The sequence below is a fragment of the Chitinophaga pinensis DSM 2588 genome, from assembly GCF_000024005.1.
Lineage (GTDB): Bacteria > Bacteroidota > Bacteroidia > Chitinophagales > Chitinophagaceae > Chitinophaga > Chitinophaga pinensis.
Map to the genome: position 1 here is coordinate 8,768,085 of NC_013132.1, position 22,715 is coordinate 8,790,799.

At 45.8% G+C, this 22,715-nt stretch carries 22 protein-coding genes; 3 read left to right on the top strand and 19 right to left on the bottom strand.

What is annotated here, in order from left to right:
* Positions 1-35: 35 nt before the first annotated feature.
* The 3 genes from CPIN_RS34670 to CPIN_RS34680 are packed head-to-tail and all read right to left on the bottom strand — an operon-like array spanning position 36 to position 3,157.
* Positions 36-497, bottom strand: coding sequence for a RidA family protein (locus CPIN_RS34670; protein ID WP_012794565.1), 462 nt, complete (start codon positions 495-497; stop codon positions 36-38).
* 19 nt (positions 498-516) lie between these two features.
* Complete coding sequence (locus CPIN_RS34675; RefSeq protein WP_012794566.1) at positions 517-1,854, bottom strand: gluconate:H+ symporter; 1,338 nt, start codon at positions 1,852-1,854, stop codon at positions 517-519.
* Positions 1,855-1,885: 31 nt separating this feature from the next.
* Complete coding sequence (locus CPIN_RS34680) at positions 1,886-3,157, bottom strand: ABC transporter permease (RefSeq protein ID WP_012794567.1); 1,272 nt, start codon at positions 3,155-3,157, stop codon at positions 1,886-1,888.
* A 55-nt stretch (positions 3,158-3,212) separates the two neighbouring features.
* On the opposite strand from CPIN_RS34680, the gene CPIN_RS34685 reads away from it, so the two are divergent.
* Positions 3,213-4,226, top strand: coding sequence for a LacI family DNA-binding transcriptional regulator (locus CPIN_RS34685; RefSeq protein WP_012794568.1), 1,014 nt, complete (start codon positions 3,213-3,215; stop codon positions 4,224-4,226).
* Positions 4,227-4,306: 80 nt separating this feature from the next.
* Positions 4,307-5,353, top strand: a complete 1,047-nt coding sequence (locus CPIN_RS34690) for a phosphotransferase enzyme family protein (RefSeq protein WP_012794569.1) — start codon at positions 4,307-4,309, stop codon at positions 5,351-5,353.
* A gap of 94 nt (positions 5,354-5,447) precedes the next feature.
* Here CPIN_RS34690 and CPIN_RS34695 read toward each other — a convergent pair whose 3' ends face one another.
* The 16 genes from CPIN_RS34695 to CPIN_RS34770 form a co-directional block, all read right to left on the bottom strand.
* Complete coding sequence (locus CPIN_RS34695) at positions 5,448-6,821, bottom strand: NADH-quinone oxidoreductase subunit N (protein ID WP_012794570.1); 1,374 nt, start codon at positions 6,819-6,821, stop codon at positions 5,448-5,450.
* Positions 6,822-6,848: 27 nt separating this feature from the next.
* Entirely contained in the window at positions 6,849-8,285 is a 1,437-nt protein-coding gene (locus CPIN_RS34700) for a complex I subunit 4 family protein (RefSeq protein WP_012794571.1), read from the bottom strand.
* A 47-nt stretch (positions 8,286-8,332) separates the two neighbouring features.
* A complete protein-coding gene (gene nuoL / locus CPIN_RS34705) occupies positions 8,333-10,237 on the bottom strand; it encodes an NADH-quinone oxidoreductase subunit L (RefSeq protein ID WP_012794572.1) in 1,905 nt (634 codons plus the stop codon).
* A 50-nt stretch (positions 10,238-10,287) separates the two neighbouring features.
* The gene (gene nuoK, locus CPIN_RS34710) at positions 10,288-10,605 is read right to left on the bottom strand and encodes an NADH-quinone oxidoreductase subunit NuoK (RefSeq protein ID WP_012794573.1); all 318 of its coding nucleotides are present in this window, start codon (positions 10,603-10,605) and stop codon (positions 10,288-10,290) included.
* 48 nt (positions 10,606-10,653) lie between these two features.
* Positions 10,654-11,151: an NADH-quinone oxidoreductase subunit J family protein gene (locus tag CPIN_RS34715; protein ID WP_044223165.1), complete on the bottom strand. Its 498-nt coding sequence runs from the start codon at positions 11,149-11,151 to the stop codon at positions 10,654-10,656.
* Between the two features lie 48 nt (positions 11,152-11,199).
* Entirely contained in the window at positions 11,200-11,709 is a 510-nt protein-coding gene (gene nuoI / locus CPIN_RS34720) for an NADH-quinone oxidoreductase subunit NuoI (RefSeq protein ID WP_012794575.1), read from the bottom strand.
* Positions 11,710-11,733: 24 nt separating this feature from the next.
* On the bottom strand, positions 11,734-12,771 hold the full coding sequence (nuoH, locus tag CPIN_RS34725) for an NADH-quinone oxidoreductase subunit NuoH (RefSeq protein WP_012794576.1): 1,038 nt from the start codon (positions 12,769-12,771) through the stop codon (positions 11,734-11,736).
* Positions 12,772-12,809: 38 nt separating this feature from the next.
* Positions 12,810-13,898, bottom strand: a complete 1,089-nt coding sequence (locus tag CPIN_RS34730; protein WP_012794577.1) for an NADH-quinone oxidoreductase subunit G — start codon at positions 13,896-13,898, stop codon at positions 12,810-12,812.
* A gap of 22 nt (positions 13,899-13,920) precedes the next feature.
* A complete protein-coding gene (gene nuoF, locus CPIN_RS34735) occupies positions 13,921-15,285 on the bottom strand; it encodes an NADH-quinone oxidoreductase subunit NuoF (RefSeq protein ID WP_012794578.1) in 1,365 nt (454 codons plus the stop codon).
* Positions 15,286-15,330: 45 nt separating this feature from the next.
* Positions 15,331-15,816, bottom strand: a complete 486-nt coding sequence (gene nuoE / locus CPIN_RS34740; RefSeq protein ID WP_012794579.1) for an NADH-quinone oxidoreductase subunit NuoE — start codon at positions 15,814-15,816, stop codon at positions 15,331-15,333.
* A gap of 24 nt (positions 15,817-15,840) precedes the next feature.
* The gene (locus tag CPIN_RS34745; RefSeq protein ID WP_012794580.1) at positions 15,841-17,055 is read right to left on the bottom strand and encodes an NADH-quinone oxidoreductase subunit D; all 1,215 of its coding nucleotides are present in this window, start codon (positions 17,053-17,055) and stop codon (positions 15,841-15,843) included.
* Positions 17,056-17,073: 18 nt separating this feature from the next.
* On the bottom strand, positions 17,074-17,595 hold the full coding sequence (locus CPIN_RS34750; RefSeq protein ID WP_012794581.1) for an NADH-quinone oxidoreductase subunit C: 522 nt from the start codon (positions 17,593-17,595) through the stop codon (positions 17,074-17,076).
* A gap of 75 nt (positions 17,596-17,670) precedes the next feature.
* On the bottom strand, positions 17,671-18,234 hold the full coding sequence (locus CPIN_RS34755; protein WP_012794582.1) for an NADH-quinone oxidoreductase subunit B: 564 nt from the start codon (positions 18,232-18,234) through the stop codon (positions 17,671-17,673).
* Positions 18,235-18,331: 97 nt separating this feature from the next.
* Positions 18,332-18,724 (bottom strand): NADH-quinone oxidoreductase subunit A, encoded by a 393-nt coding sequence (locus CPIN_RS34760; RefSeq protein WP_012794583.1) that lies wholly within the window; start codon positions 18,722-18,724, stop codon positions 18,332-18,334.
* Positions 18,725-18,886: 162 nt separating this feature from the next.
* Positions 18,887-20,602 carry a tetratricopeptide repeat protein gene (locus CPIN_RS34765; RefSeq protein ID WP_012794585.1) on the bottom strand — a complete coding sequence of 572 codons (1,716 nt, stop codon included), beginning with the start codon at positions 20,600-20,602 and terminating at the stop codon, positions 18,887-18,889.
* A 38-nt stretch (positions 20,603-20,640) separates the two neighbouring features.
* Positions 20,641-21,564, bottom strand: a complete 924-nt coding sequence (locus tag CPIN_RS34770) for a substrate-binding domain-containing protein (RefSeq protein WP_012794586.1) — start codon at positions 21,562-21,564, stop codon at positions 20,641-20,643.
* A gap of 688 nt (positions 21,565-22,252) precedes the next feature.
* On the opposite strand from CPIN_RS34770, the gene CPIN_RS34780 reads away from it, so the two are divergent.
* On the top strand, positions 22,253-22,690 hold the full coding sequence (locus tag CPIN_RS34780) for a low molecular weight protein-tyrosine-phosphatase (protein ID WP_044220419.1): 438 nt from the start codon (positions 22,253-22,255) through the stop codon (positions 22,688-22,690).
* Positions 22,691-22,715 lie beyond the last annotated feature (25 nt).

A 22,715-nucleotide genomic window follows, 5' to 3' on the forward strand; every position in this document is an offset into this window, starting at 1 on the left:
CAATTCTTAATTTTTAATTCTTAATTTTTAATTTCTCAATGTAATTCAAATAGTGCCTCTATTTCCACCGGAATATTATCTGGCAGAGACCCCATACCAACTGCACTACGCACACCGATGCCATTTTCCTCACCCCATATTTTTGCAAACAGTTCGCTCGCACCATTGATGATATAAGGATGACGCTCAAAGTCAGGTGAACAGTTCACCATACCCAATACTTTGATGACACGTTTTACTTTGTCCAGGCTACCCAGGTTTGCTACAATGGTAGACAGCATGGTAAGACCTACCTGTCTTGCAGCCAGTTTGCCTTTTTCCATGTCAAACTCAACACCAATACGGCCAATGATCAGGCTCTTGTCATCCTGCACGGGACCGTGACCTGACAGATACAGGTATTTTCCATCGATCAGACATGGCTTATAAACACCTAATGGTGATGGAGCCGGAGGTAATGACAATCCTAATGCGCTAAAATTCTCTGTTGGTGTCATGTGCACTGTTTTTCTTGAATTAGATAAAAAGGTTTAATATCAGACAGCCGATCAGTCCTACAACAGAAACAATTGTCTCCATCACTGACCAGGTCTTGAAAGTATCTTTCACTGACAAATTGAAATATTCCTTGAACATCCAGAACCCGCCGTCATTCACATGTGAGAACATCAGACTGCCTGCGCCGGTGGCCAGTACCATCAGACTGGGATGTACAGAAGTACCTGCAACCAATGGCGCTACAATACCAGCGGTGGTTAGTCCGGCAACCGTAGCCGAACCCACACTCACGCGTATCAAAGCAGCAATGCTCCACGCCAGGACCAGCGGGTTCATATGCATTCCCTGTAAACTATCCGTAATAACCTGACTTACTTTACTATCCAGCAACATCTGTGTCAATGCACCGGAACCACCAATGATCAGGATGATGACAGATACATCCCGGATGGCGTCTTCCATAATGCCCATCACCTTTTTCACCGGTAATCCACGACGAAGACCCAATACATATGCACCATTCAACACCGCCAGCAACATGACAATCACAGGATCTCCCAACCAGTTACTGATCTGCCACAGAAACGTACCAGGCGCAGCGCACAACTTCAGCAGTGATGTGCCTGCAAGCAGCAATACCGGCAGCAATGCCGCCACAATACTGGTGCCCATAGAAGGCAGTTGATCTTCCGGCATAGGAGCAACCGTGAATAACTGTGCAGGTTCCTGTGTATAATGCTTCAGAAAACGGGTGAATACCGGACCGGCTAATATAATTGCAGGAACGGCTACAATAAGCCCATATATGAGCGTCAATCCCATATTTGCATGGAATGTACCTACCAGCGCCGTAGGCGAAGGATGGGGCGGTAAATAGCCATGTGTTACCGACAGGGAAGCCAGCATCGGAATACCCAGGTAAACAGTAGGTAATTTAGTCCTGGCCGCTACCGTAAAAATGAGCGGCACCATCAGTACAAAACCAATATTGTAGAATAAGGGAATCCCTACGATAAAGCCCGTCAGCATCAATGACCACTGTACATACTTTCTGCCAAACACATGCATCAGCCCATTGGCAATACGTTGTGCCGCGCCGCTCTCCGCCACCAGTTTACCCAGCATACTACCAAACACAATGATGATCACCAGCGATCCCAGTGTCTTGCCGATCCCTGTTTGTATAGATTGGGTGATCTCGGCAATCGACATCCTCTCTGCTGGTACCCTGACCATATTCAACGCCAGTCCCATAAAGAGACAGACAATCAGAAAAGCAATAAATGTGTTTAACCGGAAATAAGCTACCAGTAACACCAGCAGCAGGATGGAAACAAATACTACTAATAAAGCCATGAATGTTCGGATGTTGGCGTGTGCCTGTTAATTATTCGTAACGCAATGCAACTATCGGATCCAGACGTGACGCCTTAATGGCTGGATAAATACCTGATATCAACCCTACGGCCGCACAGATAAATATCCCTGTCGTTATCCATAACCACGGAACTATAAAACTCGATCCTGTTAACAATGATACGAGATTACCCACCAGCATACCAAGTATAACACCCAGTACGCCGCCCAGTAAACTGATGATAATAGACTCGTATACAAACTGCTGACGAATCACTTTACTGGTTGCTCCCAGTGCTTTATTAACACCTATCTCACGGGTACGCTCCGCTACTGATACCAGCATGATATTAGTCAGACCGATCGCCGAGCCAAACAAAGTAATAGCGCCGATCAGCACAGCCGCAAACACCACGTAACTCAGTGTACCAAACAGCATCTCTGCAATGCTGTCACTTTTATTGATATAAAAATTTTCTTCCTCGTTCAATGCCAGGTGACGAACCACCCTGAACAGTCCTGTCGCCTCTCCGATCGCAGCATCCATCTTCGTGATATCTTTTACTGAAATACCGATATTGTAAGAAGCACCCGGCCTGTCAAATACTCTACGTGTATTATTCACCGTTGTGATCACTACATTGTCCGCACTCATAAAACCACTGTTCCCTTTAGGCGCCATCACACCCACCACACGATAACGTACATTTCCCACACGGATAGAACTGTTGACGACATTCTTCAGATTATCACCAAAGAGTTTTTTCGCAACATCCATACCCAGTATCGCCACATTTCTGCCTGACTCTACATCCAGCTGATTCAGATTACGCCCTTCCCGCAAAGTATAGTTGGATAACTGCAGATAACTTTCATCGCCCCCCATCACACGCACATTCGGATTCGTCTTCTTATCATTCTTATACACTGTCGCGTTTCCCGTTGCATTGGTGGACACACTCACCGTAGCAGGAAAAGCATACTTCCGCTTGAAGTCCATTGCCTCCTTATAAGTAATGGGAATATTACTATTGGAGGTTTTAACCTTCGTTTTCTTACTTCCTTTGGTTGCACCGCCGCCACCGCCGATACGTATCTTCAGCGCCCTGCTCTGTATATTGAAGCTGTTGGCCCCCATATTCGCAAAACTGCTGTAAATACTGCTTTTCATACTGTCAATGGCCGTAAAAATGCCCACCAGGGCCATAATACCAAAACCGATGATGGCAATAGTAAGCCCTGCGCGCAAACGATTGCCGCTAACAGAGCGAAAGGCGAGGGAAAATGTGTCACGGAACTGCATGATTTAAAGTTAATAAAAAGTTTTTTTCCGCTACTTTTATTCTATAAATGGCCTGATGCCCAATCCACCAACTATAAAAGAAATCGCCAAAAGGCTCAACCTGGCCGCCTCCACTGTATCCAGGGCTTTGCACAATCATCCGCGTATTGGCTTGAAAACCAGGATGCAGGTACAGGCGCTCGCCCGCGAATTGCAATATGAGCCGAATCAGACCGCCATTTTCTTCCAGCAGAAAAAAACATTTACCCTGGGTATTGTACTCCCTGAACTGTCAGAAGCCTTCTTTTCCGCAGCGATCAGCGGCATAGAAGATACTGCCAACAAGAGCAATTACATGGTGCTGCTGGGCCAGTCGCATGATGACGCAACAAGAGAACAGAAGATCGTGGAAATCATGAAAAATCACCGGGTAGACGGACTGCTGGTTTCCCTGGCCAAAAACACCGTACACTACGCACATTTCGAAATGCTGCGGAAATACAATATCCCTGTCGTATTCTTTGACCGGATCCCCGATATGAAAGATATCCACTATGTCGCTTCGAATATGGAATCAGGCACCATCCAGGCCGTATCTTTCTTATTACAGCAGGGACATCGGGTCATCGGTATGATCAATGGACCTGAAAAGCTGATCGCCAGCCGGCAACGTACAACAGGTTACCGGAAAGCCATGCAGCAGCAACGCCTGAAATATGACGCGACCCTCAATGTACACAGCGATCTTACCAAAGAAGGTACGCGTCAGGCCATGCAACAACTACTCTCCAACAAAAGGAAAATAACCGCCGTTGTCGCTTTTAATGACTATGTCTCACAAGATGCAGTGCAATATGCCGCTGAACAAGGCATACAGATCAATAAAGACATCTGCTTCGTCAGTTATGCCAATCTGCCGCTGAGTAGTTATATGGCATATCCTCCTCTCGCCTCCGTTGAACAATACCCCTATCTGCAAGGACAGAAAGCCACCGAAATACTCCTGGACCTCCTGTCAGGTAAACTGGCCCCGGATGCTTATCAGCAGATCGTTGTCGACTCCAGACTGGTCATTGCACCTGGGAAGTAAAAATTTGCGCAATCGTTTGTCCAGCTGTTCTCTCAATTCTTATCACTATGTTTGATGCATAGCAACTTTATCAACCAGCAATGCAGGATATACTGGCAGCTTATGGATTATCAATGGCCGAATGCCTTATTCAGCCATTCGGCAGTGGCCTTATCAACGCCACCTGGAAGATCTCTGCAGGCGATCGTCACTACATCCTGCAACGCATCAATCATGGGGTGTTTAAGCAGCCAACACTGATAGCTGAAAACATCAGCACTATCGGCCGCCACCTGGATACGTATCATCCGGCATATTTCTTTGTACAGCCGGTGCGTACCATCGACGGACAGGATATGTACATCACAACTGAAGGCGCTTATTTCCGTATGCAACCTTTTGTTGCTGATTCCCGCAGTTATGATGTGGTAGATAATGCACAACTGGCATTTGAAGCAGCCAGACAATTCGGTCGCTTTACAAAACTGCTGTCAGATATTGATATCAATACGATTCAATATCCACTGCCTGATTTTCACAATCTCACGCTGCGTTATCAACAGTTTGAACAGGCCATAAAACAAGGTAATCAGGCAAGAATAGCAGAAGCTGCAACAGATATTGACATGATCCGCAGCTATCAGCACCTGACAGCAACATTTAAAGCCATACAGCAACATCCTGGTTTCAAAATGCGGGTGATGCATCACGATACCAAGATCAGCAACGTATTATTTGATAACGCTGATAATGGAATCTGTGTGATCGATCTGGATACAGTGATGCCGGGGTATTTCATCAGTGATTTCGGAGATATGATGCGTACTTATCTTTCTCCTGTCAGCGAAGAAGAAACGGACTTCAGTAAAGTACAGGTAAGAACAGATTATTACCAGGCTATTGTACAGGGATATCTGAGTGAAATGAAAGATGAACTCAGCGGGGCAGAAAAAGCACACCTTGTGTATGCAGGACAGTTCCTGGTATATATGCAGGCCATCCGTTTCCTGACGGATTATTTCAACAATGATAGTTACTACGGCGCAAAATATGAACGACACAATCTCCTGCGGGCGCGTAACCAGCTCACACTGCTGAACAACATTACGCAGCAGGCACAAACGCTTTCTTTAGTGGCAGCAGACTAGCTGTCACAACGCTTGAAAAGCAGTACCAACACACCAAAAAAAATACCGGCCAATTGGCCGGTATTGCTGTTTTTATCTTATGCAAGTTTATCGGTTAGATAAACTGTAACAATAATCCAGGGAAGATACCAAGCAGGATCACGATCGCTGCCGTAATGATCAGCATCAGCTTGAAACTACCACTGATTTCTGCGGTTTCAGCTTCGCCCTGTTTGAAGTACATAGCGATGATCACGCGGAAATAGTAGTAAGCACTGATAGCCGCACAGATCACAGCGGTGATCACCAGCCATAACAGGTTACCCTGTTGAACAGCTGCTGCCAGTACAAAGTATTTAGCGAAGAAACCTGCTGTCAGCGGAATACCTGCCAGTGAACATACAAAGATAGTAGTAGTAATCGCCAATACTGGTTGTGTGCGTGCCAGTCCGTTGAAACCATCAAACGTGTAATCTTTCAGTTTGATCATCACAGCGAAGATACCGATGGTCGCTACGCTATAAGCTGCCGCATACAGGATAATACCCTGTGTAGCGAAAGTGTTCATAGAGATAACAGCCAGCAGCATGAAACCTGCCTGTGCGATACTGGAGTAAGCCAGCATACGTTTAACGCTTTGCTGGAATACAGCGGTAAAGTTGCCGACGATCAGCGTAGCAGCCGTAATGATAGCCAGCAGTAACTGCCAGTCAGCAGTAAGTCTTTCACCTACAAACGCACCATGGAATACCCTGATAAAAGCGATGAAACCGCCCGCTTTTACAACCGTAGCCATGAAAGAAGTAAATACGGTAGGAGAACCGTCATATACGTCAGGCGTCCAGAAGTGGAAAGGCGCCGCAGATACTTTGAAAGATAATGCGAAAGCCATCAGGATGATACCGCACAATGCCAGTGTATTTACTTTACCTGCACCCAGGCCCAGTTCAGCTACATTGAAAGTACCGGTAGCACCATAGATCAGCGTAATACCCATCAGCAGGATACCGGTAGAAAAAGAGCCCATCAGGAAGTACTTCAGGGAAGCCTCTGTGCTTTTAGGCGTTTTCTTATCCGCACCAGCCAGTATATACTGTGGAATAGACATAATCTCTATTGCCAGGAAGAGTATTAATAAGCTGCTGAAAGTAGAAACCAGTGTGATACCTGACAGAATGAAGAAGATCAGTGCGAAATAGTCAGAAACGTGTTCGCCTACTTTTTCAAAAGCACTGCCTGATAATAAGAAATAGATCAGTGTACTACCCAATGCGATCGCATTGAACAGGATACTGAAGTGGCTCACAGTGATCATGCCGTATAAGGTACGCTCGCCTGCTCCAATGGTAGATAACTCCGCCAGGTTGGCTGCAAATGAAATCAGCAGTACAACAATGGCTACAAATTTTATGCGCTGCTTATTACCGATAAATAAACCCGCAAACATCATTACAACGCCCGATAAAGCAGTAGATATTAATGCATTCATATTCCTGTGTTACGAAAGAACAACTTTTTAATAAACCTTGTTAACCAATTCAGTAGTGCTGCTTACCAGCTCCAGCATAGGCTTCGGATAGAAACCCAGTACCAGGATAATACCTACAATGATAATCAGTACCAGCAACTCATTTCCTTTCAGATCTGTAGTCGTTTCAGTCAGCTGATTACTCTGTCCGAAGATCACTTTCTGCACCATGTTCAGCGTGTATACCGCTCCCAGGATGATACCCAGTCCGGCTACAGCCATGAACCAAACATTGTACTGGAACAGACCACTTAACATCAGGAACTCCCCGATGAAACCGTTGGTCAGTGGTAAAGCGATATTGGCAAGACTGATGGTTACGAGGAAGATGGCAATACCCGGTGCATACTGCGCAATACCACCCATCTCGTTCAGGTTCTTAATTTTCAGACGGTTCTGGATAATCTCAACGATGATCCACAAACCAATAATGTTGATACCATGGTTGAACATCTGCACCATCAGACCCTGTAAGCTCTGCTCATTATTAGTGAAGATAGCTGCACTCATCAGACCGATGTGGGCGATGGAAGAGTAAGCGATCAGGCGTTTGATGTCTGACTGTACGATCGCGATGCAGGATGCATAGATGATACCGATGATAGACAGTACGATCGCAACATCTGACCACATATAAGCGCCTTTCGGCAGTACAGGCAGTAACCAGCGGACAACACCGAAAAGACCCATTTTCACCATGATACCTGACAGTACCATTGTAACAGGGGTAGGTGATTGTTCGTAAGTATCAGGCTGCCAGGTGTGGAAAGGGAAGATCGGCATCTTGATAGCAAATGCTACGAAGAAGAGCCAGAACAACCAGGACTGGTCCTGTGGAGTAATAGCGCCGCTTACAAAACTGGCGTAGCTGAAAGAATGCTCCGGCGTTTGCAGGTAGATATAGATCAGACCTACCAGCATTAACAGGGAACCTGCAAAGGTGTATACAAAGAATTTAAATGTAACTGGAATACGTTTTTCGCCACCCCAGAGTGAGCAGAGGAAATACACGGGAATCAGTGCCAGTTCCCAGAAAACGTAGAATAACAAAGCGTCATACGCGGTGAACACACCTACCAGACCAGCCTGAGACAACAGCATCAGACCATAGAAACTGTTAGGGCGCTCATATTCTCTGTTATAGATAACGATCAAGATCAGCAGAAAAGAAATGGCTGTCAGCAAACAAAGCATCAGGCCCATTCCATCCAGCCCTACACTGAACTGTGCGCCCAGCTGAGGAATCCAGTTTGCTGTCAGCTGCAACGCATCCGGTGCAGTCCTGAACTGGAACAAAGCAGCAACTGTTACTGCCAGCGAAGCCAGGGATGCCACCAAACCCAGCGCTTTAGGGCCAGACCCCTTCAGACCAAACGTAACCAGGCCCGCAACTAAAGGAATCAATATGAGTAATACTGTCAACATAATTATATCTAAACTTGTCCTTTTTTAATGATGGTGCAGGTAGTTTCTTATTTCAGCAGGAAGCCTATCACAAATAAAACTACCATTCCAATTACCATAGCAAAGATGTAGAAACCTACCTGGCCGCTCTGCAGCAGTCTTACCTGCTGACTGCCCCAGTGTACGCCACGACCTACACCATTCACCAGACGGTCAATACCTGATTTCTCAATCGCCTCTTCAAAGAAACGGCTCAGCATCATCAGGGGTTTCACTATGATCGCATTGTATAACTCATCCACGTACCATTTGTTTTCCAGTACTTTGGCAATACCGGTACGAGGTTCTCCATTATCTTCATAATTGCGGTACCAGCTGCGTGCGAAGAAGATCGTGATGATCACCAGTACGGAACTCAGTGCCATTAATAACCACTCTGTATTATGTGACAGATGCGCATGTTCATGTATGAAAGGCGCAGAAGGTGCAAATACAGGAGCCAGGTACTCTTTCAGGATACTGTGGGTACCGAATACTTCCGGTAAACCGACATAACCACCTACTACGGACAATACCGCCAGAATGATCAGCGGAATCGTGATCGCCGCAGGACTTTCGTGCAGGTGATGTTCCTGTTCGTGTGTACCACGGAATTTACCACAGAAGGTGATATAATATAAGCGGAACATATAGAACGCAGTCATCAGCGCAGTGAGGAGCGCGATACCATACATCAGCTTATTGGATATGAAAGTTTCAGCAAGGATTTCGTCTTTAGAGAAGAAACCTGACAGACCAGGGATACCAGCGATAGCCAGACAGCCGATCAGGAAAGTGATGTGCGTAACCGGCATATACTTTTTCAGTCCGCCCATCTTATTAATATTCTGCTCTCCGCCCATCGCGTGAATCACGGAACCAGAACCAAGGAACAATAATGCTTTGAAGAATGCGTGTGTCATTACGTGGAACACCGCAGTGGTATAAGCGCCTACACCCAGTGCGAGGAACATATAACCCAGCTGGCTCACCGTAGAATAAGCAAGCACTTTCTTGATATCATCCTGTTTCAGCGCGATCGTAGCTGCCAGTACAGCGGTAGCCAGACCAATGATCGCTACGACTGTCTGAATGCACGGCGCCAGGGTATATAAAATGTTGCTGCGCGCGATCATATAGATACCAGCTGTTACCATCGTAGCAGCGTGTATCAGGGCAGATACCGGAGTAGGACCCGCCATCGCATCAGGTAACCAGGTGTATAAAGGCAGCTGAGCAGATTTACCGGCAGCACCTACAAACAGCAGGATCGCTATCGCCGGAATCACTTTACTACCAGCTCCCATTGCCGCAGCTTTTTCAAATACTTCAGGGAAGGAAACACTACCGAAGTGTACAATCATCGTAAAGATACCGAGCAGGAAACCAAGGTCGCCGATACGGTTCATAATGAATGCTTTCTTGGCAGCATTGTTATAATTGGTATTCTTGAACCAGAAGCCGATCAGGAGGTAAGAACAGAGACCTACACCTTCCCACCCGATGAACATCATCACATAGTTAGCGCCCAGTACAAGAATCAGCATGGAGAAAACGAAGAGGTTCAGGTATGCGAAGTAACGCGCAAAACCCTCACTGCTTTCATCATGCATATAAGAGGTAGAATAAATGTGGATCAGGGAACCGACACCGGTAATGATCAGCAAAAATAAAGCGCTCAGCTGGTCTACCTGGAATGCGAAAGGAATATGCAGACTGCCTGCGGAAATAAAATCAAACAACGGTACTACCTGCGCCTGAAATCCCGGGGCTTTCACTTCCAGGAAAATCAGCAAACTAATCACAAAGGCAGCTAATACAGCTCCGCTTCCTACTATACCCGCCAGTGATTTGGAGAGGTATCTTCTTCCCAATCCATTCACCAGGAATCCTAATAATGGTAAAAATGGTACCAGCCAAACTAGATGTATCATCTATTCAAATACTAATTACGATTTACAATTACGATTCAAGCTGTTAGTTCTTAGTTCTTCAGCCTGTTCATGATATTAATATCCACCGACTGTGAATTCCTGTATACCATCACGATAATGGCCAGACCAGCAGCAACTTCCGCCGCGGCGACCACCATGATAAAGAATACAAAGATCTGTGCGCCGCCGGCATCCACACGACCTGCATCTGCCCACATCTTAGAAAAGGCTACGAGCAGCAGGTTAACTGCATTCAGCATCAGTTCCACGCACATGAAAATAATAATGGCATTTCTGCGCATCAGCACACCCATCACCCCGATACAAAAGAGTGCAATGCTTAAGAAAATGTAATATTGAACAGGCATCTTTAAAGAATTACAAATTGATCAATGACGATTAACAGTTGTTGTGGTTTACGCTTCCCTTTTACCGATTACAACGGCGCCTACCATTGCACTCAGGAACAGGATGCTGCTTACTTCAAATGGAACTACGTATTGATTGAATAAAGTTTTACCAAGGTTGGAGATCAATCCGATATCGGTTGATCCGGGCTGCAGAGGAGTTACGTCAGCTTCACGGAGAGCACCCAGCAATACCAGCAGGAGTGCACCGCCACTGATAGCGCCCGCATATTTCAGCCAGTTACGCTTCTGTGGTTCTATTTCTGCATTCAGGTTCATCAACATGATCACAAAGAGGAACAATACCATGATAGCACCCGCATATACGATGATATGTACCACTGCCAGGAACTGCGCATTCAGCATGATGTAATGCCCGGCGATGGTAAAAAAGGTAACGATCAGGCAGAGAACACTGGTAACGGGGTTCTTACTCAATATCACGCCCAGCGCGGATATAATAGAGATGATTGAAAGTACCCCGAAAACGATTTGTTGTAAGCTCATTCCCATTGCTAAATGACTATTATATTTTTTTGCTAAGACTGTCTTTAATTATGCTTTTTTCTTTTCCGCAGGAGTCGGTATCAACAGATCCTGTTTACCATAGATGAAACCTTCGCGTTTGTAGTTAGCAGGTGCAAATGTTTCTGTCAGATAGATAGCATCTTTCGGACAAGCCTCTTCACAAAAACCACAGAAAATGCAACGCAGCATGTTGATCTCATAACGGGCAGCATATTTCTCTTCACGATACAGATGCTCCTCTCCCGCCTTTCTCTCGGCTGCCTCCATGGTGATGGCTTCCGCAGGACAAGCTACCGCACATAAACCGCACGCTGTACAGTTCTCACGTCCTTCTGCATCCCTGTTCAGGATGTGCAGACCACGGAATACAGGACTGAACTCACGCTTTTGCTCCGGATATTTCACCGTTTCTTTCCTTTTCCAGATATGCTTGAAGGTGATGATCATCCCCTTTATAATATTCCACAAATAGATACTCTCAATGAAAGTCATCGGTTTGCGGTCTACCTGTTTTGCCCTACTTGTTAAAGCTTGCATATTGCTATTATAATAAGTCGTTAATTAATGTGTACTGCGATACAGTACGATCGCACCTGTGATCAACATATTAGCCAGTGCCAGCGGAATCATGATGTTCCAGCCTAAACGCATCAGCTGATCGTAACGGAATCTCGGAATCGTCCAGCGTACCCACATGAAGAAGAACAGGAAGCAGATGATCTTAATGAACAATGCCGCCGTTCCCAGAATGGTTACCAGGTTTGGCGCCAGTCCCAGACTATCCATACCAGGGAAAGAATAACCACCGAAGTACAGGCTGGACATCAGCGCAGAACTGATAAACATGTTAATGTATTCCGCAAACAGATAGAAACCCAGTTTCATGGAAGAGTACTCCAGGTGATAACCACCGTTCAGCTCACTCTCCGCTTCTGCCAGGTCAAATGGCGTACGGTTACACTCAGCAAATGAACATACCAGGAATATCAGGAAACCAAGTGGCTGGTACAGTACGTTCCAACCATCGTGGCGTTGCTGCTCGACGATTTCTTTCAGACTTAAAGTACCTGTCATCATCAGCAGGGCGATCAGGGACAGACCCATTGCCAGCTCATAGGAGATGATCTGGGATGCCGCACGGATAGATGCAAGGAGTGAATATTTGTTGTTGGAAGCCCATCCACCCAGCATGATACCATATACACCTAAGCTCACTACACCGAAAATATACAGGATACCAATGTTCACATCAGCGATCTGCAGCGAAACAGTGTGCCCCGCAATCGTCAGCGTGTCGCCCCAGGGAATTACGGCGCTGGTCATACAGGCTACAATCATAGCCAGTGACGGACCGAGAATGAACAGAAAACGATTGGAATTGCCAGGGATGATCTCTTCTTTAAAGAACAGTTTACCACCATCCGCCAGCGGCTGGAGCAGACCCATAAAACCAGCCCTGTTCGGGCCAATCCTGTCCTGGATAATACCAGCTACTTTTCTTTCACCCCATGTAGAATACATAGCCACTACCAGTGATATCGCCAGTACGCCGGATATCAGCACTATCTTTTCCAGGATAAAGAACCAGTCTATAGTCATCAAATACGAATTATCGATTACGAATTACGAATGAATCATTACTTATTAAAGTCGTCGGAATGTGCCGGACCATTGATCTGTGACAGATCGATGTTTGGTTTATTCACCTCGCTGATATTATGGATATCCAGCAGCAGTTTCGGCTGACGGCCATCCAGTACCTCTACCAGTGCATCTTTAGGTTTATGTACACCTACATAGTGCCCCTGAGAGATAACACTTTGACGCTCTATTTTACGTGGGCCTTCGATCACCCAGTCTTTCACTTCTTTTTTATCGAAACGGCACGTATCACAGATCCATTCTTCTACTTCACCGTATTTGTCTTTACGGGCAGTTACACGGAACACCTCGTCGCCACGCATCCAGAGTGCCACTTTACCACAACACTTAGGATCGCTGCATTCACGGTGTGCATCTACCGGTTTCAGGAACCATACGCGGTTTTTGAAACGGAAGGTTTTATCAGTCAGCGCGCCTACCGGACAAACATCGATCACGTTACCGATGAAGTTGTTGTCCAGGGACTGCTGAATATAAGTACCGATTTCAGCAGCTTCACCACGACCCAGTACGCCATGTTCACGCTTTTCAGTCAGCTGATCAGCCGTGAATACACAACGGTAGCAAAGGATGCAACGGGTCATGTGTAACTGTATCTTATCACCGATATCGACTCTGTCGAATGTACGGCGTTTGAATTCGTAGCGGGTGCTGTCTGCGCCATGCTCGTAGCTCAGGTCCTGCAGGTGACATTCACCAGCCTGGTCGCACACAGGGCAATCCAGCGGATGATTCAGCAACAGGAATTCTACCACCCCCTTACGTGCTTCCAGCACTTCAGGAGAGGTGATATTCGCCACTTCCATACCGTCCATTACGGTGGTACGGCAGCTGGCTACCAGTTTTGGCATAGGACGAGGATCAGCATCTGACCCTTTGGATACTTTCACCAGGCAGGTACGGCATTTACCACCGCTACCCTTCAGCTTGGAGTAGTAGCACATTGCAGGCGGCACAATGTCTCCACCAATTTGACGGGCAGCATTCAGAATGGTAGTGCCCGGCTCCACTTCCACGGAGATATTATCGATCTTAACCTTAAAGAGTTTCTTTTCTTCAGCCATTTTGCATCGCTTAAATTGATTCTTATACAGCAGCAGGAGCAGCTATTTCCAGTGGATCTGCATAGTGAGCCAGTCCGTAATTGCGTTTGGTCGCCTCTTCAGGATGCAGCACATGCCATTCAAACTCATCACGGAAATGACGGATAGCAGCAGCTACCGGCCAGGCGGCAGCATCGCCCAACGGACAGATGGTGTTACCTTCTATTTTACGCTGGATATCCCACAGCAGGTCTATATCACTCATTTTACCCTTACCGTTCTCGATGTTCAGCAGTACGCGTTTCATCCAGCCGGTACCTTCACGGCAGGGACTGCACTGTCCGCAGCTCTCATGATGATAGAAGCGGGCAAATGTGAGGGTGTTTTTTACAATACACTGGTCTTCGTCCAGTACGATGAAACCGCCGGAACCTAACATGGTACCGGTTGCAAAGCCACCGTCAGCCAGACTTTCATACGTCATCATACGCGGCTCACCTTTAGCTGTTTTCAGCAGCAGGTTAGCTGGCAGGATAGGTACGGAAGAACCACCCGGGATACAGGCCTTGAGGCGTTTGCCATTGGCAATACCGCCACAGTATTCATCAGAATAAATGAATTCTTCTACGGAAATATTCATTTCTATCTCATAAACCCCTGGTTTGTTGATATTGCCACAGGCAGAAATGAGCTTGGTACCAGTAGATTTACCTGTACCGTATTTCGCATATTCTTCACCACCGATGCGCAGGATAGGCACTACGGTAGCCAGTGTTTCCACATTGTTCACAACAGTCGGACAATCCCACAGCCCTTTTACAGCCGGGAATGGCGGTTTGATACGTGGGTTACCACGTTTACCTTCCAGTGACTCGATCAGGGCAGTTTCCTCACCACAGATGTAAGCACCGGCGCCGCGTTGTACATATATTTCAAGATCGAAGCCGGTACCCTGGATATTTTTACCCAGCCAGCCGTTCTTTTTAGCGTCAGCGATCGCTTCTTCCAGGATATCAGGAATCCAGGCGTATTCACCACGGATGTAGATATAGCAGGAATTACAACCCAGCGTATAACTGGAAATCAGCAGCCCTTCTATCAGCAGGTGAGGGAGAAACTCCATCAGGTAACGGTCTTTGAACGTACCCGGCTCAGATTCATCCGCATTACATACCAGGTAACGGGGAACACCCTCTGGCTTTGCAATGAAACTCCATTTCATACCGGTAGGGAAACCGGCGCCACCACGACCTCTCAGTCCACTTTTCTTTACTTCATCCAACACCTGATCAGGGCTCATGCTTTTGAGCGCCTTTTCAGCCGATCCATAACCTCCGTTGGCACGGTATACATCGTAATACCGGATACCTTCTATGTGCGCTTTGTCAAAAAGTAGTTTGCGTCCCATCTTACTTTTTATGATTGTAGACCGGCGTACCGGTCATTCAAAGTTTTAGTTTGCTTTACTTCTGCATTCCTCAATGATTGCATCTACCTTCTCAGGGGTCAGGTGCTCACGGTAATGTTTACCCAGCTGCATCATCGGAGCATATCCGCAGGCGCCAAGGCACTCTACTGTTTTGAGGGTGAACAGGCCATCTTTTGTAGTTTGACCTACACCGATGTCCAGTTTCTTTTTAATATAGTCAATGATGTTATCTGAACCACGCAGCATACACGGGCCTGTCTGGCAGACCTCAAATACGTACCGGCCTACAGGTTGCAGGTTAAACATCGAGTAAAAGGTAGCCACCTCGTACACTTCGATCGGCGTGATCTGCAGCAGGGAAGCCACGTAATCCATGGTCTCCGAACTAAGCCATCCGCCAGATACTTCCTGTGCCAGGTGCAGCACCGGAATCAGGGCACTCTTCTGTTTCCCTGCCGGGTAACGGGCGATGATCTCTTTTACTTTATTCAGCTTCTCTTCAGAAAACATAACTATGAAAGAAAAAATTAAAAATTAAGCATCCAGTTCACCTGCGATCAGATTCAGACTACTCATACAGATAACCGCATCGCTCAGCATCGCGCCTTTGATCAGTTCTGCGTAAGCCTGGTAATATATGAAACATGGGCGGCGGAAGTGCAGCCTGTAAGGACTACGGCCTCCATCGCTGATAAGATAGAATCCTAACTCACCATTCGCGCCTTCTACCGGATTGTATAATTCGCCCGGCAGGATATCAGATTCACCCATGATAATTTTGAAGTGGTAGATGAGCGCTTCCATCTTGGTGTATACGGCGCTCTTCTCAGGCAGGTAGTAAGCAGGTACATCTGCATGGTATACGTCTGAAGGCAGATCTTTCAGTTTATCCATCGCCTGACGGATGATGCTCAGACTTTCCCACATTTCGGCGTTACGTACCAGGAAACGGTCGTAGCAGTCGCCGGTAGTACCTACAGGTATAGTAAATTCAAAATCTTCGTAAGAGCAGTAAGGCTGTGCCACACGTACGTCGTAGTCTACGCCTGCTGCACGCAGGTTTGGACCGGTGAAACCGTAGTTGATGGCTCTTTCAGCACTGATCGGTCCTACACCCTGCGTCCTCTCCATAAAAATACGGTTACGGTTCATCATGGTTTCGAACTCCTTCAGTGCTACCGGGTATTCTTTCAGAAAACGTTCTATTTTCTCAAAAGCAGCCGGTGTGAAGTTTCTTTCAAAACCGCCTACGCGACCGATGTTGGTCGTCAGACGGGAACCGCATATTTCCTCATAGATCTCATATACCAGTTCACGGTATTTCATGAGATAAAGGAAGCCGGTGAAGGCGCCGCTATCCACACCTACCACACCATTACAGATCAGGTGGTCAGTGATACGGGCCAGTTCCATGATGATAACACGGAGGTAGTCCACACGCTTAGGCGTCTGAATGCCCAGCAGTTTTTCTACCGTCATGTGCCATCCCATGTTATTAATAGGCGACGAACAATAGTTCAGACGGTCTGTTAAAGGAGTAATCTGGTAATAAGGACGACGTTCTGCTATCTTCTCAAATGCACGGTGGATATAACCTACCGTTGATTCCGAACTCACAATACGCTCACCGTCTATTTCCAGGATATTCTGAAATACCCCGTGTGTAGCAGGGTGCGTAGGTCCCAGGTTAAGGGTTTGTGTCTGCCTCTCAATAGAGCCTTCCGGCAGTGTGATATGTTGCTCTGACATGTTCAAACGAATAAATTATTAAATGCCAATATGCCCGCCGCGGCCGAACATTTCGTCGTCCTTATCGGTACGGGTCTGATCTTCCAGCGGAAATTCCTTACGCATGGGGAAATAAGTCATTTCATCCACGTTCAGGATACGTTTCAGGTTAGGATGCCCAACGAAGTTCACCCCAAAGAAGTCGTATGTTTCCCTTTCCATCCAGTTGGCTGATTCAAACAGCCGGGTAGCTGTGAATACACGGGTATCCTCAATGCTGGTGTACACTTTAAGACGCAGTCTTATCCGCTCCTGAAAATTGTACAGGTGATATACTACTGCAAGTTCCTCACCCGTCCTGTCAGGATAATGTACGGCGGTGAGGTCCGTTAAAAAACGAAATTGCAGCTCCTCTTCATCGTACAGGAACTGCATTACTTTCAGGTTCAGGTCTTTGGGTGCTGTAAATGACATTGTCCCAAAGGATTCTTCCACCTGGCTGATTGATTCACCAAACTTTTCTGCTAACCTTTGCTTTATATAGTCGTTTGTCAAAGACATTACGATTTCAGATTTTCGATTTCAGATTTGACTAGTCGTAGAATTGACCTATCTATTGAATAGCTCCTATTGGAATTACTGGATACCGTAAGAGTTCAGTAATTCTTTGTATTTATCGCTGTGACGGCGACGCAGGCTTTCCTGACCTACCAGATCCTGTACACGCATAAAGCCATCGATGATGGCTTCAGGACGTGGAGGACAACCTGGTACATATACATCCACAGGAATTACCTGGTCGATACCCTGTAACACGGAATAAGTGTCAAATACACCACCACTGCTCGCACAGGCGCCTACAGCTACCACCCAACGAGGTTCAGCCATCTGCAGGTATACCTGACGTAATACAGGCGCCATCTTTTTAGAGATCGTTCCCATGACCATCAACAGGTCACACTGGCGTGGAGTGAAAGCCATTCTTTCAGAGCCAAAACGGGACATATCATAGGTAGATGCCATGGTTGCCATAAATTCGATACCACAGCAGGAGGTAGCGAATGGCAGAGGCCAGATGGAATTCTTACGAGCCAGACCAATTACCTGGTCGAAAGTCGTAGCAAAAAAACCTTCACCGGAGTACCCCTCGGGTACTGCCACACTCTTCACCTTTTCATTATACTGAACCGGACGTGCCATACCATGTCAGATTTAAAAATTTCCAAAATCAGATTTGACCTAAACGCACACAGGACTGCCCATACCGGCAATCTTCTCTGCAATAATTATATAAAAATCAGTCTTCCCATTTCAATGCACCCTTCTTCAGGATGTAGATGAAACCGCATAAAAAGAACGCTACGAAAAGTAACATAGCCATGAAACCGTCCCATCCTAAACCCCTGAAATTCACCGCATAAGGATAGAAGAAAATCACTTCGACGTCGAAAAGCACGAATAAAATGGCGGTAAGAAAGTATTTAATGGCTACTGGCTGACGTGCATTCCCTTTTTGCTCGATACCACTTTCAAAGGTAGCAAGTTTGTCGCTTGTTTTACGCTTTGGACCTAAAAAGTGAGTAGCAAGCATCGTAACGCCTACAAAGCCAAGTGCAGCCAAAAGCTGCATCACAATTGGAAAGTAACTGAAAGGAGTAGTTGCTGACAATAGTACTGTGTCTGTAAACATAAGCTTCCCTGTATAAAATAATTCTCCGAATGAGCAAAAATAGGCTAACTAATGCAAAAATCAAATCTTATGAAGGATTAAAATATTATCTTTTTTCGCCAACCGGCAATAAAAAAGCCCCCTGTCAGTCGACAGGAGGCTTTTTATATAAAGTCTGAGTAATTATTTTTTGTTACCCTGAGCTGGTTTTGCAGCAGCTGCTTTGTTCTTGTTATCCATGTTTTCCTGGATAGCCTTTACAGTTGCATTGCTTGGATCGATAGCAGTTACCTTATCCATCCAGATCTTCATATTCGCCTGATCATCTTTGTTATAGTAGTAGATCATCATGTACTGATAAGGGAACATCAGCTGAGCTGGTTTCATCTTTTCATCACCTTTGATCTCAAAGAATTTCTGGAAATATGGTACTGCAGCACCGTCTTTTGCTTCCGGATCTTTCGCCATGTTAGCACGGCCTCTCCAGTAGATACCTAAAGCCTCGTTGTTAGGATATTTAGCAGCGAAAGCACCCCAGGTTGAATCTGCTGCATCGTACTGACGTGCATAGATCTCCATAGTACCTTTGAAGAACATATCCTGTACTTTACCAGTGTTCTGTTCGTCAGTGAAATCATTCACCAGTCTGCCATACCATTCAGCTGAACGTTTGAAGTCGTGCATAGATTTGAAGTTCTCTGCAACGGTTCTGTATTTCTCAGCATCTTTAGCGGTATCAGCCAGAGCGTATTTCTCCATGTACAGACCTGCCAGTGAATCGTTAACAGCTTCCTGTGCGGAATCTGTTACATGCTGCTGGTAGATAGCGCTCAACAGTTTGTAGTCGTTCGCTTCCAGTTTGCTGTCGCCGACAGTTTTCACGTACTCTTCGATGACCTGTCTGCCCGTAGCGGTATCACCTTTCTGCAGATAAGCATCTGTCAGCAGGCGAACGAATTTACCTTTGTTGGTTTCATTCGTCTGTGGCAGTACACCTTTCGCTTTGTTGATAGCTGCATCATAATCTTTTCTGTAGAAAGAGATCGCAGCCAGGTTGTATTCATTTTCAACTTTACCGGCACCCTCACCTACTGCCGCCATATATTTCTCCAGGTATTTCGCTGCATTTTCCAGGGAAAGCTGCGCTTTGGTTGGAGTAATATAGAACTGATACAGTTCGAAATAAGCAGGCGCATAGTTAGGATCCATGTTGGTAGCCTTGGTCCAGTCGTTCACCGCATCCTGTAACAGTTTTGCGTTGTAGTTTACCAGACCCTGTTTCATTACCGCTTCTGCGTTGTTCTGATCCAGTTCCAGTGCTTTATCGTAGGAAGTGATGGCTTTACCACCATTTTCACCACCCAGGTAACGATAAGCATCACCTAACTCGATATAATCGGCAGCAATTGGATTGTAGATCTGTTTTTTCTTACGGCCTTCATTGTTCAGGAGTTTTTCCATTACTGACAATGCATAACCGCGGTCACCACCTTTGATTTCGCTGCTGGCGTCAGCGATAGCACGTGCTACATCGCCGTCACGACCTTCAGTAGCTGTGCTGGCTGCATCAAATTTCTGTTTTGCAGCAGCTGCATCACCTTTTTTCAGATCAAGGCGTCCCATACCCACCTGCAGGAGTGAAGAGGTCGGTACAGCCTGCAGCCCTTTTGTGAAAGTAGCAGCGGCACCGGCGTCATCATGCATTCCTAACTGTGCAATACCCAGATAATAATATGCTTTGTCTTCTGTAGGTTTAGCTGCAATAACTTTTTCCAGCGTCTGTTTGGCTGTTTCATACTTGCCATAATACAGGTCTTTCAATCCATCTTCCACAGATTGAGCCATAGCGCCGTTCGCGACGCACAGCATTGCAACAATTAAACTTTTCCGTCTGTTCATGAGCAATCCGGTTTTAAATTTTAGTTGTGTTAGTTTTTTTACCTAATGTTCGCTTCCCTGAATACCACGTTCAACCTCGCAGGGAACAGTCTGAATTTTGAAATGATCATCTGTCCTTCATAACTCCCCAGGAAAGTGGCGAACCCTGATCCTAATCCTCCGTATGGTTCTTTCAGACAAAAGAATAAACCACGTTTAAGGGGATAGGAGCCAAGAGCGATGTATGCCTGATATGGTTTTACAAATTCTGAACCATAATCTGCCCGCACCTTTACCACTGTCACTTTATTTGTAAATTCTATAGAGGTAGAGTCGTTCGGATCAGAGATCCAGCTCACCCCTACTACGCCAATCGCATTTTTTAATTTTGCCACATAATCAACCACTTCAGGATTTGTTTTCGCAGCCATCACATCAGATGGTAACGGTTTTCCCTTGTTGATTGAATCAAGGACATATCTTACCGTACTTGAATTCTGATTATCAAAAACTATCTGACGTTTCTGCGTGGAATCAGTTCCGTCCATAATTTTCCGCACCTGGTCCATCGTGAGGATGGTATCCGGATTACTATGGTTAGTAATCAGCGCTACTCCGTCCCATGCCAGTAACATGCTTTGTGGAGCAATCTTCTTCTCCTTTATATATCCCGTCTCTTGCTCGTTAAAATCCCTGGTTACAAAGATCAGCCTTGAACTGTCGTTCAACAGGTCCTTGAAGCAATCTGCCTCAGGTTTGTATTCAGCAATGATATGCGCTTTCTTATACAAAGATTCGAAAACTTTGATCTCTGCTTCCATCAATGGACGATAGGTTTCATCCACGCTTATTCTGATGGTACCTGAAGTTGGCGTATCCCGCTCTTCCCCGGACGTGTTGGCCTGTCCGCAAGAGGCCAGTAAAGCTGTCGCTGCTAACAGGATAGTAGCTATCCGGCCATGCCTGATTAATCTGGTAAACATATGTTCGTCTCTTATTTAACCCTTTTGATGAAACAGATACCTTACTCCTCTATATACACGGAAAAGGCCGTACGCAATTAGTACACCGCCCAAAATATTCAGTACAGTTTGAGAAATTTGAAATTCACCCAGGCCGTATTTCTGCGCAAATATTGCATACAGTCCAAAGAGTACAAAAAATATACCCCTGATTAATTCCCCGAGCGAACGATAATTTACCTCAGTCCGCGTGTTTCCAGATCTTTCTTGTTGCATTAGCATTGTTAGCGAATTACAAGTATACAAAAAAATATTTCCAAATAAATACCTGTTCTTTTAGAAGATTGTTAAAAAAATCCGATTGCATGCCAGAACTTATATTGGCAAACCAGCCACTGCGGCCAGTTTTATAAACGTCGGGCATACACACATTTTTTCATATTCAATCTACATCTAATTACTTAAGAACTTGTTAAAGGCATGTTAAATACATCATCCATCCCAGCTATGTCGTACATTATCACAAGAATACATACGCATAAAAAAGAAAGTATGGTATTATTCATTCTTACTATATAGATGCAAAAAACGCAGAATTCCATAAGACTCATTTTGGGGAATTTTACGCGGACATAGGCTAACACACGATATTTCAAGATTCAGATCTCCTGATAAAATAATGTTAAAATCTTGTAGGTTTGCGGAAATTATGAAAATATTGATGGTATGCCTGGGCAATATTTGCCGTTCGCCCCTGGCAGAAGGTATTTTAAGGCACCTTGCCGTTCAGCAGGGACTGAACTGGGAAGTAGATTCAGCCGGTACAGGCAACTGGCATGTCGGTGATCCGCCCGACCGCCGCTCTGTAAAAGTCGCTCAGCGCCACGGTATTGACATATCCGGCCTGCGTGGCCGTCAGTTCCAGACCGCTGATTTTGACGAATTTGACCGCATATTTGCAATGGACCTGAATAATTACAGGGATATCATTCTGAAGGCCCGCACCGAAGAAGACAAGGCAAAAGTGCAGCTGCTGCTGGACGATCAGCAACCGGTTCCCGATCCATGGTACGACGATGCCCTGTTCGATCCGGTATACAAAATGATATATGATGCCTGCGAAAAAATCGTTGCAGGTAAAAAATAATTACTCAAAGCATAACTGACTAATA

Coding starts and splice junctions, on each gene's coding strand:
- CPIN_RS34670 (WP_012794565.1), bottom strand. CDS start 497: ATGACACCAACAGAGAATTTTAGCGCATTAGGATTGTCATTACCTCCG.
- CPIN_RS34675 (WP_012794566.1), bottom strand. CDS start 1,854: ATGGCTTTATTAGTAGTATTTGTTTCCATCCTGCTGCTGGTGTTACTG.
- CPIN_RS34680 (WP_012794567.1), bottom strand. CDS start 3,157: ATGCAGTTCCGTGACACATTTTCCCTCGCCTTTCGCTCTGTTAGCGGC.
- CPIN_RS34685 (WP_012794568.1), top strand. CDS start 3,213: ATGCCCAATCCACCAACTATAAAAGAAATCGCCAAAAGGCTCAACCTG.
- CPIN_RS34690 (WP_012794569.1), top strand. CDS start 4,307: ATGCAGGATATACTGGCAGCTTATGGATTATCAATGGCCGAATGCCTT.
- CPIN_RS34695 (WP_012794570.1), bottom strand. CDS start 6,821: ATGAATGCATTAATATCTACTGCTTTATCGGGCGTTGTAATGATGTTT.
- CPIN_RS34700 (WP_012794571.1), bottom strand. CDS start 8,285: ATGTTGACAGTATTACTCATATTGATTCCTTTAGTTGCGGGCCTGGTT.
- nuoL (WP_012794572.1), bottom strand. CDS start 10,237: ATGATACATCTAGTTTGGCTGGTACCATTTTTACCATTATTAGGATTC.
- nuoK (WP_012794573.1), bottom strand. CDS start 10,605: ATGCCTGTTCAATATTACATTTTCTTAAGCATTGCACTCTTTTGTATC.
- CPIN_RS34715 (WP_044223165.1), bottom strand. CDS start 11,151: ATGAGCTTACAACAAATCGTTTTCGGGGTACTTTCAATCATCTCTATT.
- nuoI (WP_012794575.1), bottom strand. CDS start 11,709: ATGCAAGCTTTAACAAGTAGGGCAAAACAGGTAGACCGCAAACCGATG.
- nuoH (WP_012794576.1), bottom strand. CDS start 12,771: ATGACTATAGACTGGTTCTTTATCCTGGAAAAGATAGTGCTGATATCC.
- CPIN_RS34730 (WP_012794577.1), bottom strand. CDS start 13,898: ATGGCTGAAGAAAAGAAACTCTTTAAGGTTAAGATCGATAATATCTCC.
- nuoF (WP_012794578.1), bottom strand. CDS start 15,285: ATGGGACGCAAACTACTTTTTGACAAAGCGCACATAGAAGGTATCCGG.
- nuoE (WP_012794579.1), bottom strand. CDS start 15,816: ATGTTTTCTGAAGAGAAGCTGAATAAAGTAAAAGAGATCATCGCCCGT.
- CPIN_RS34745 (WP_012794580.1), bottom strand. CDS start 17,055: ATGTCAGAGCAACATATCACACTGCCGGAAGGCTCTATTGAGAGGCAG.
- CPIN_RS34750 (WP_012794581.1), bottom strand. CDS start 17,595: ATGTCTTTGACAAACGACTATATAAAGCAAAGGTTAGCAGAAAAGTTT.
- CPIN_RS34755 (WP_012794582.1), bottom strand. CDS start 18,234: ATGGCACGTCCGGTTCAGTATAATGAAAAGGTGAAGAGTGTGGCAGTA.
- CPIN_RS34760 (WP_012794583.1), bottom strand. CDS start 18,724: ATGTTTACAGACACAGTACTATTGTCAGCAACTACTCCTTTCAGTTAC.
- CPIN_RS34765 (WP_012794585.1), bottom strand. CDS start 20,602: ATGAACAGACGGAAAAGTTTAATTGTTGCAATGCTGTGCGTCGCGAAC.
- CPIN_RS34770 (WP_012794586.1), bottom strand. CDS start 21,564: ATGTTTACCAGATTAATCAGGCATGGCCGGATAGCTACTATCCTGTTA.
- CPIN_RS34780 (WP_044220419.1), top strand. CDS start 22,253: ATGAAAATATTGATGGTATGCCTGGGCAATATTTGCCGTTCGCCCCTG.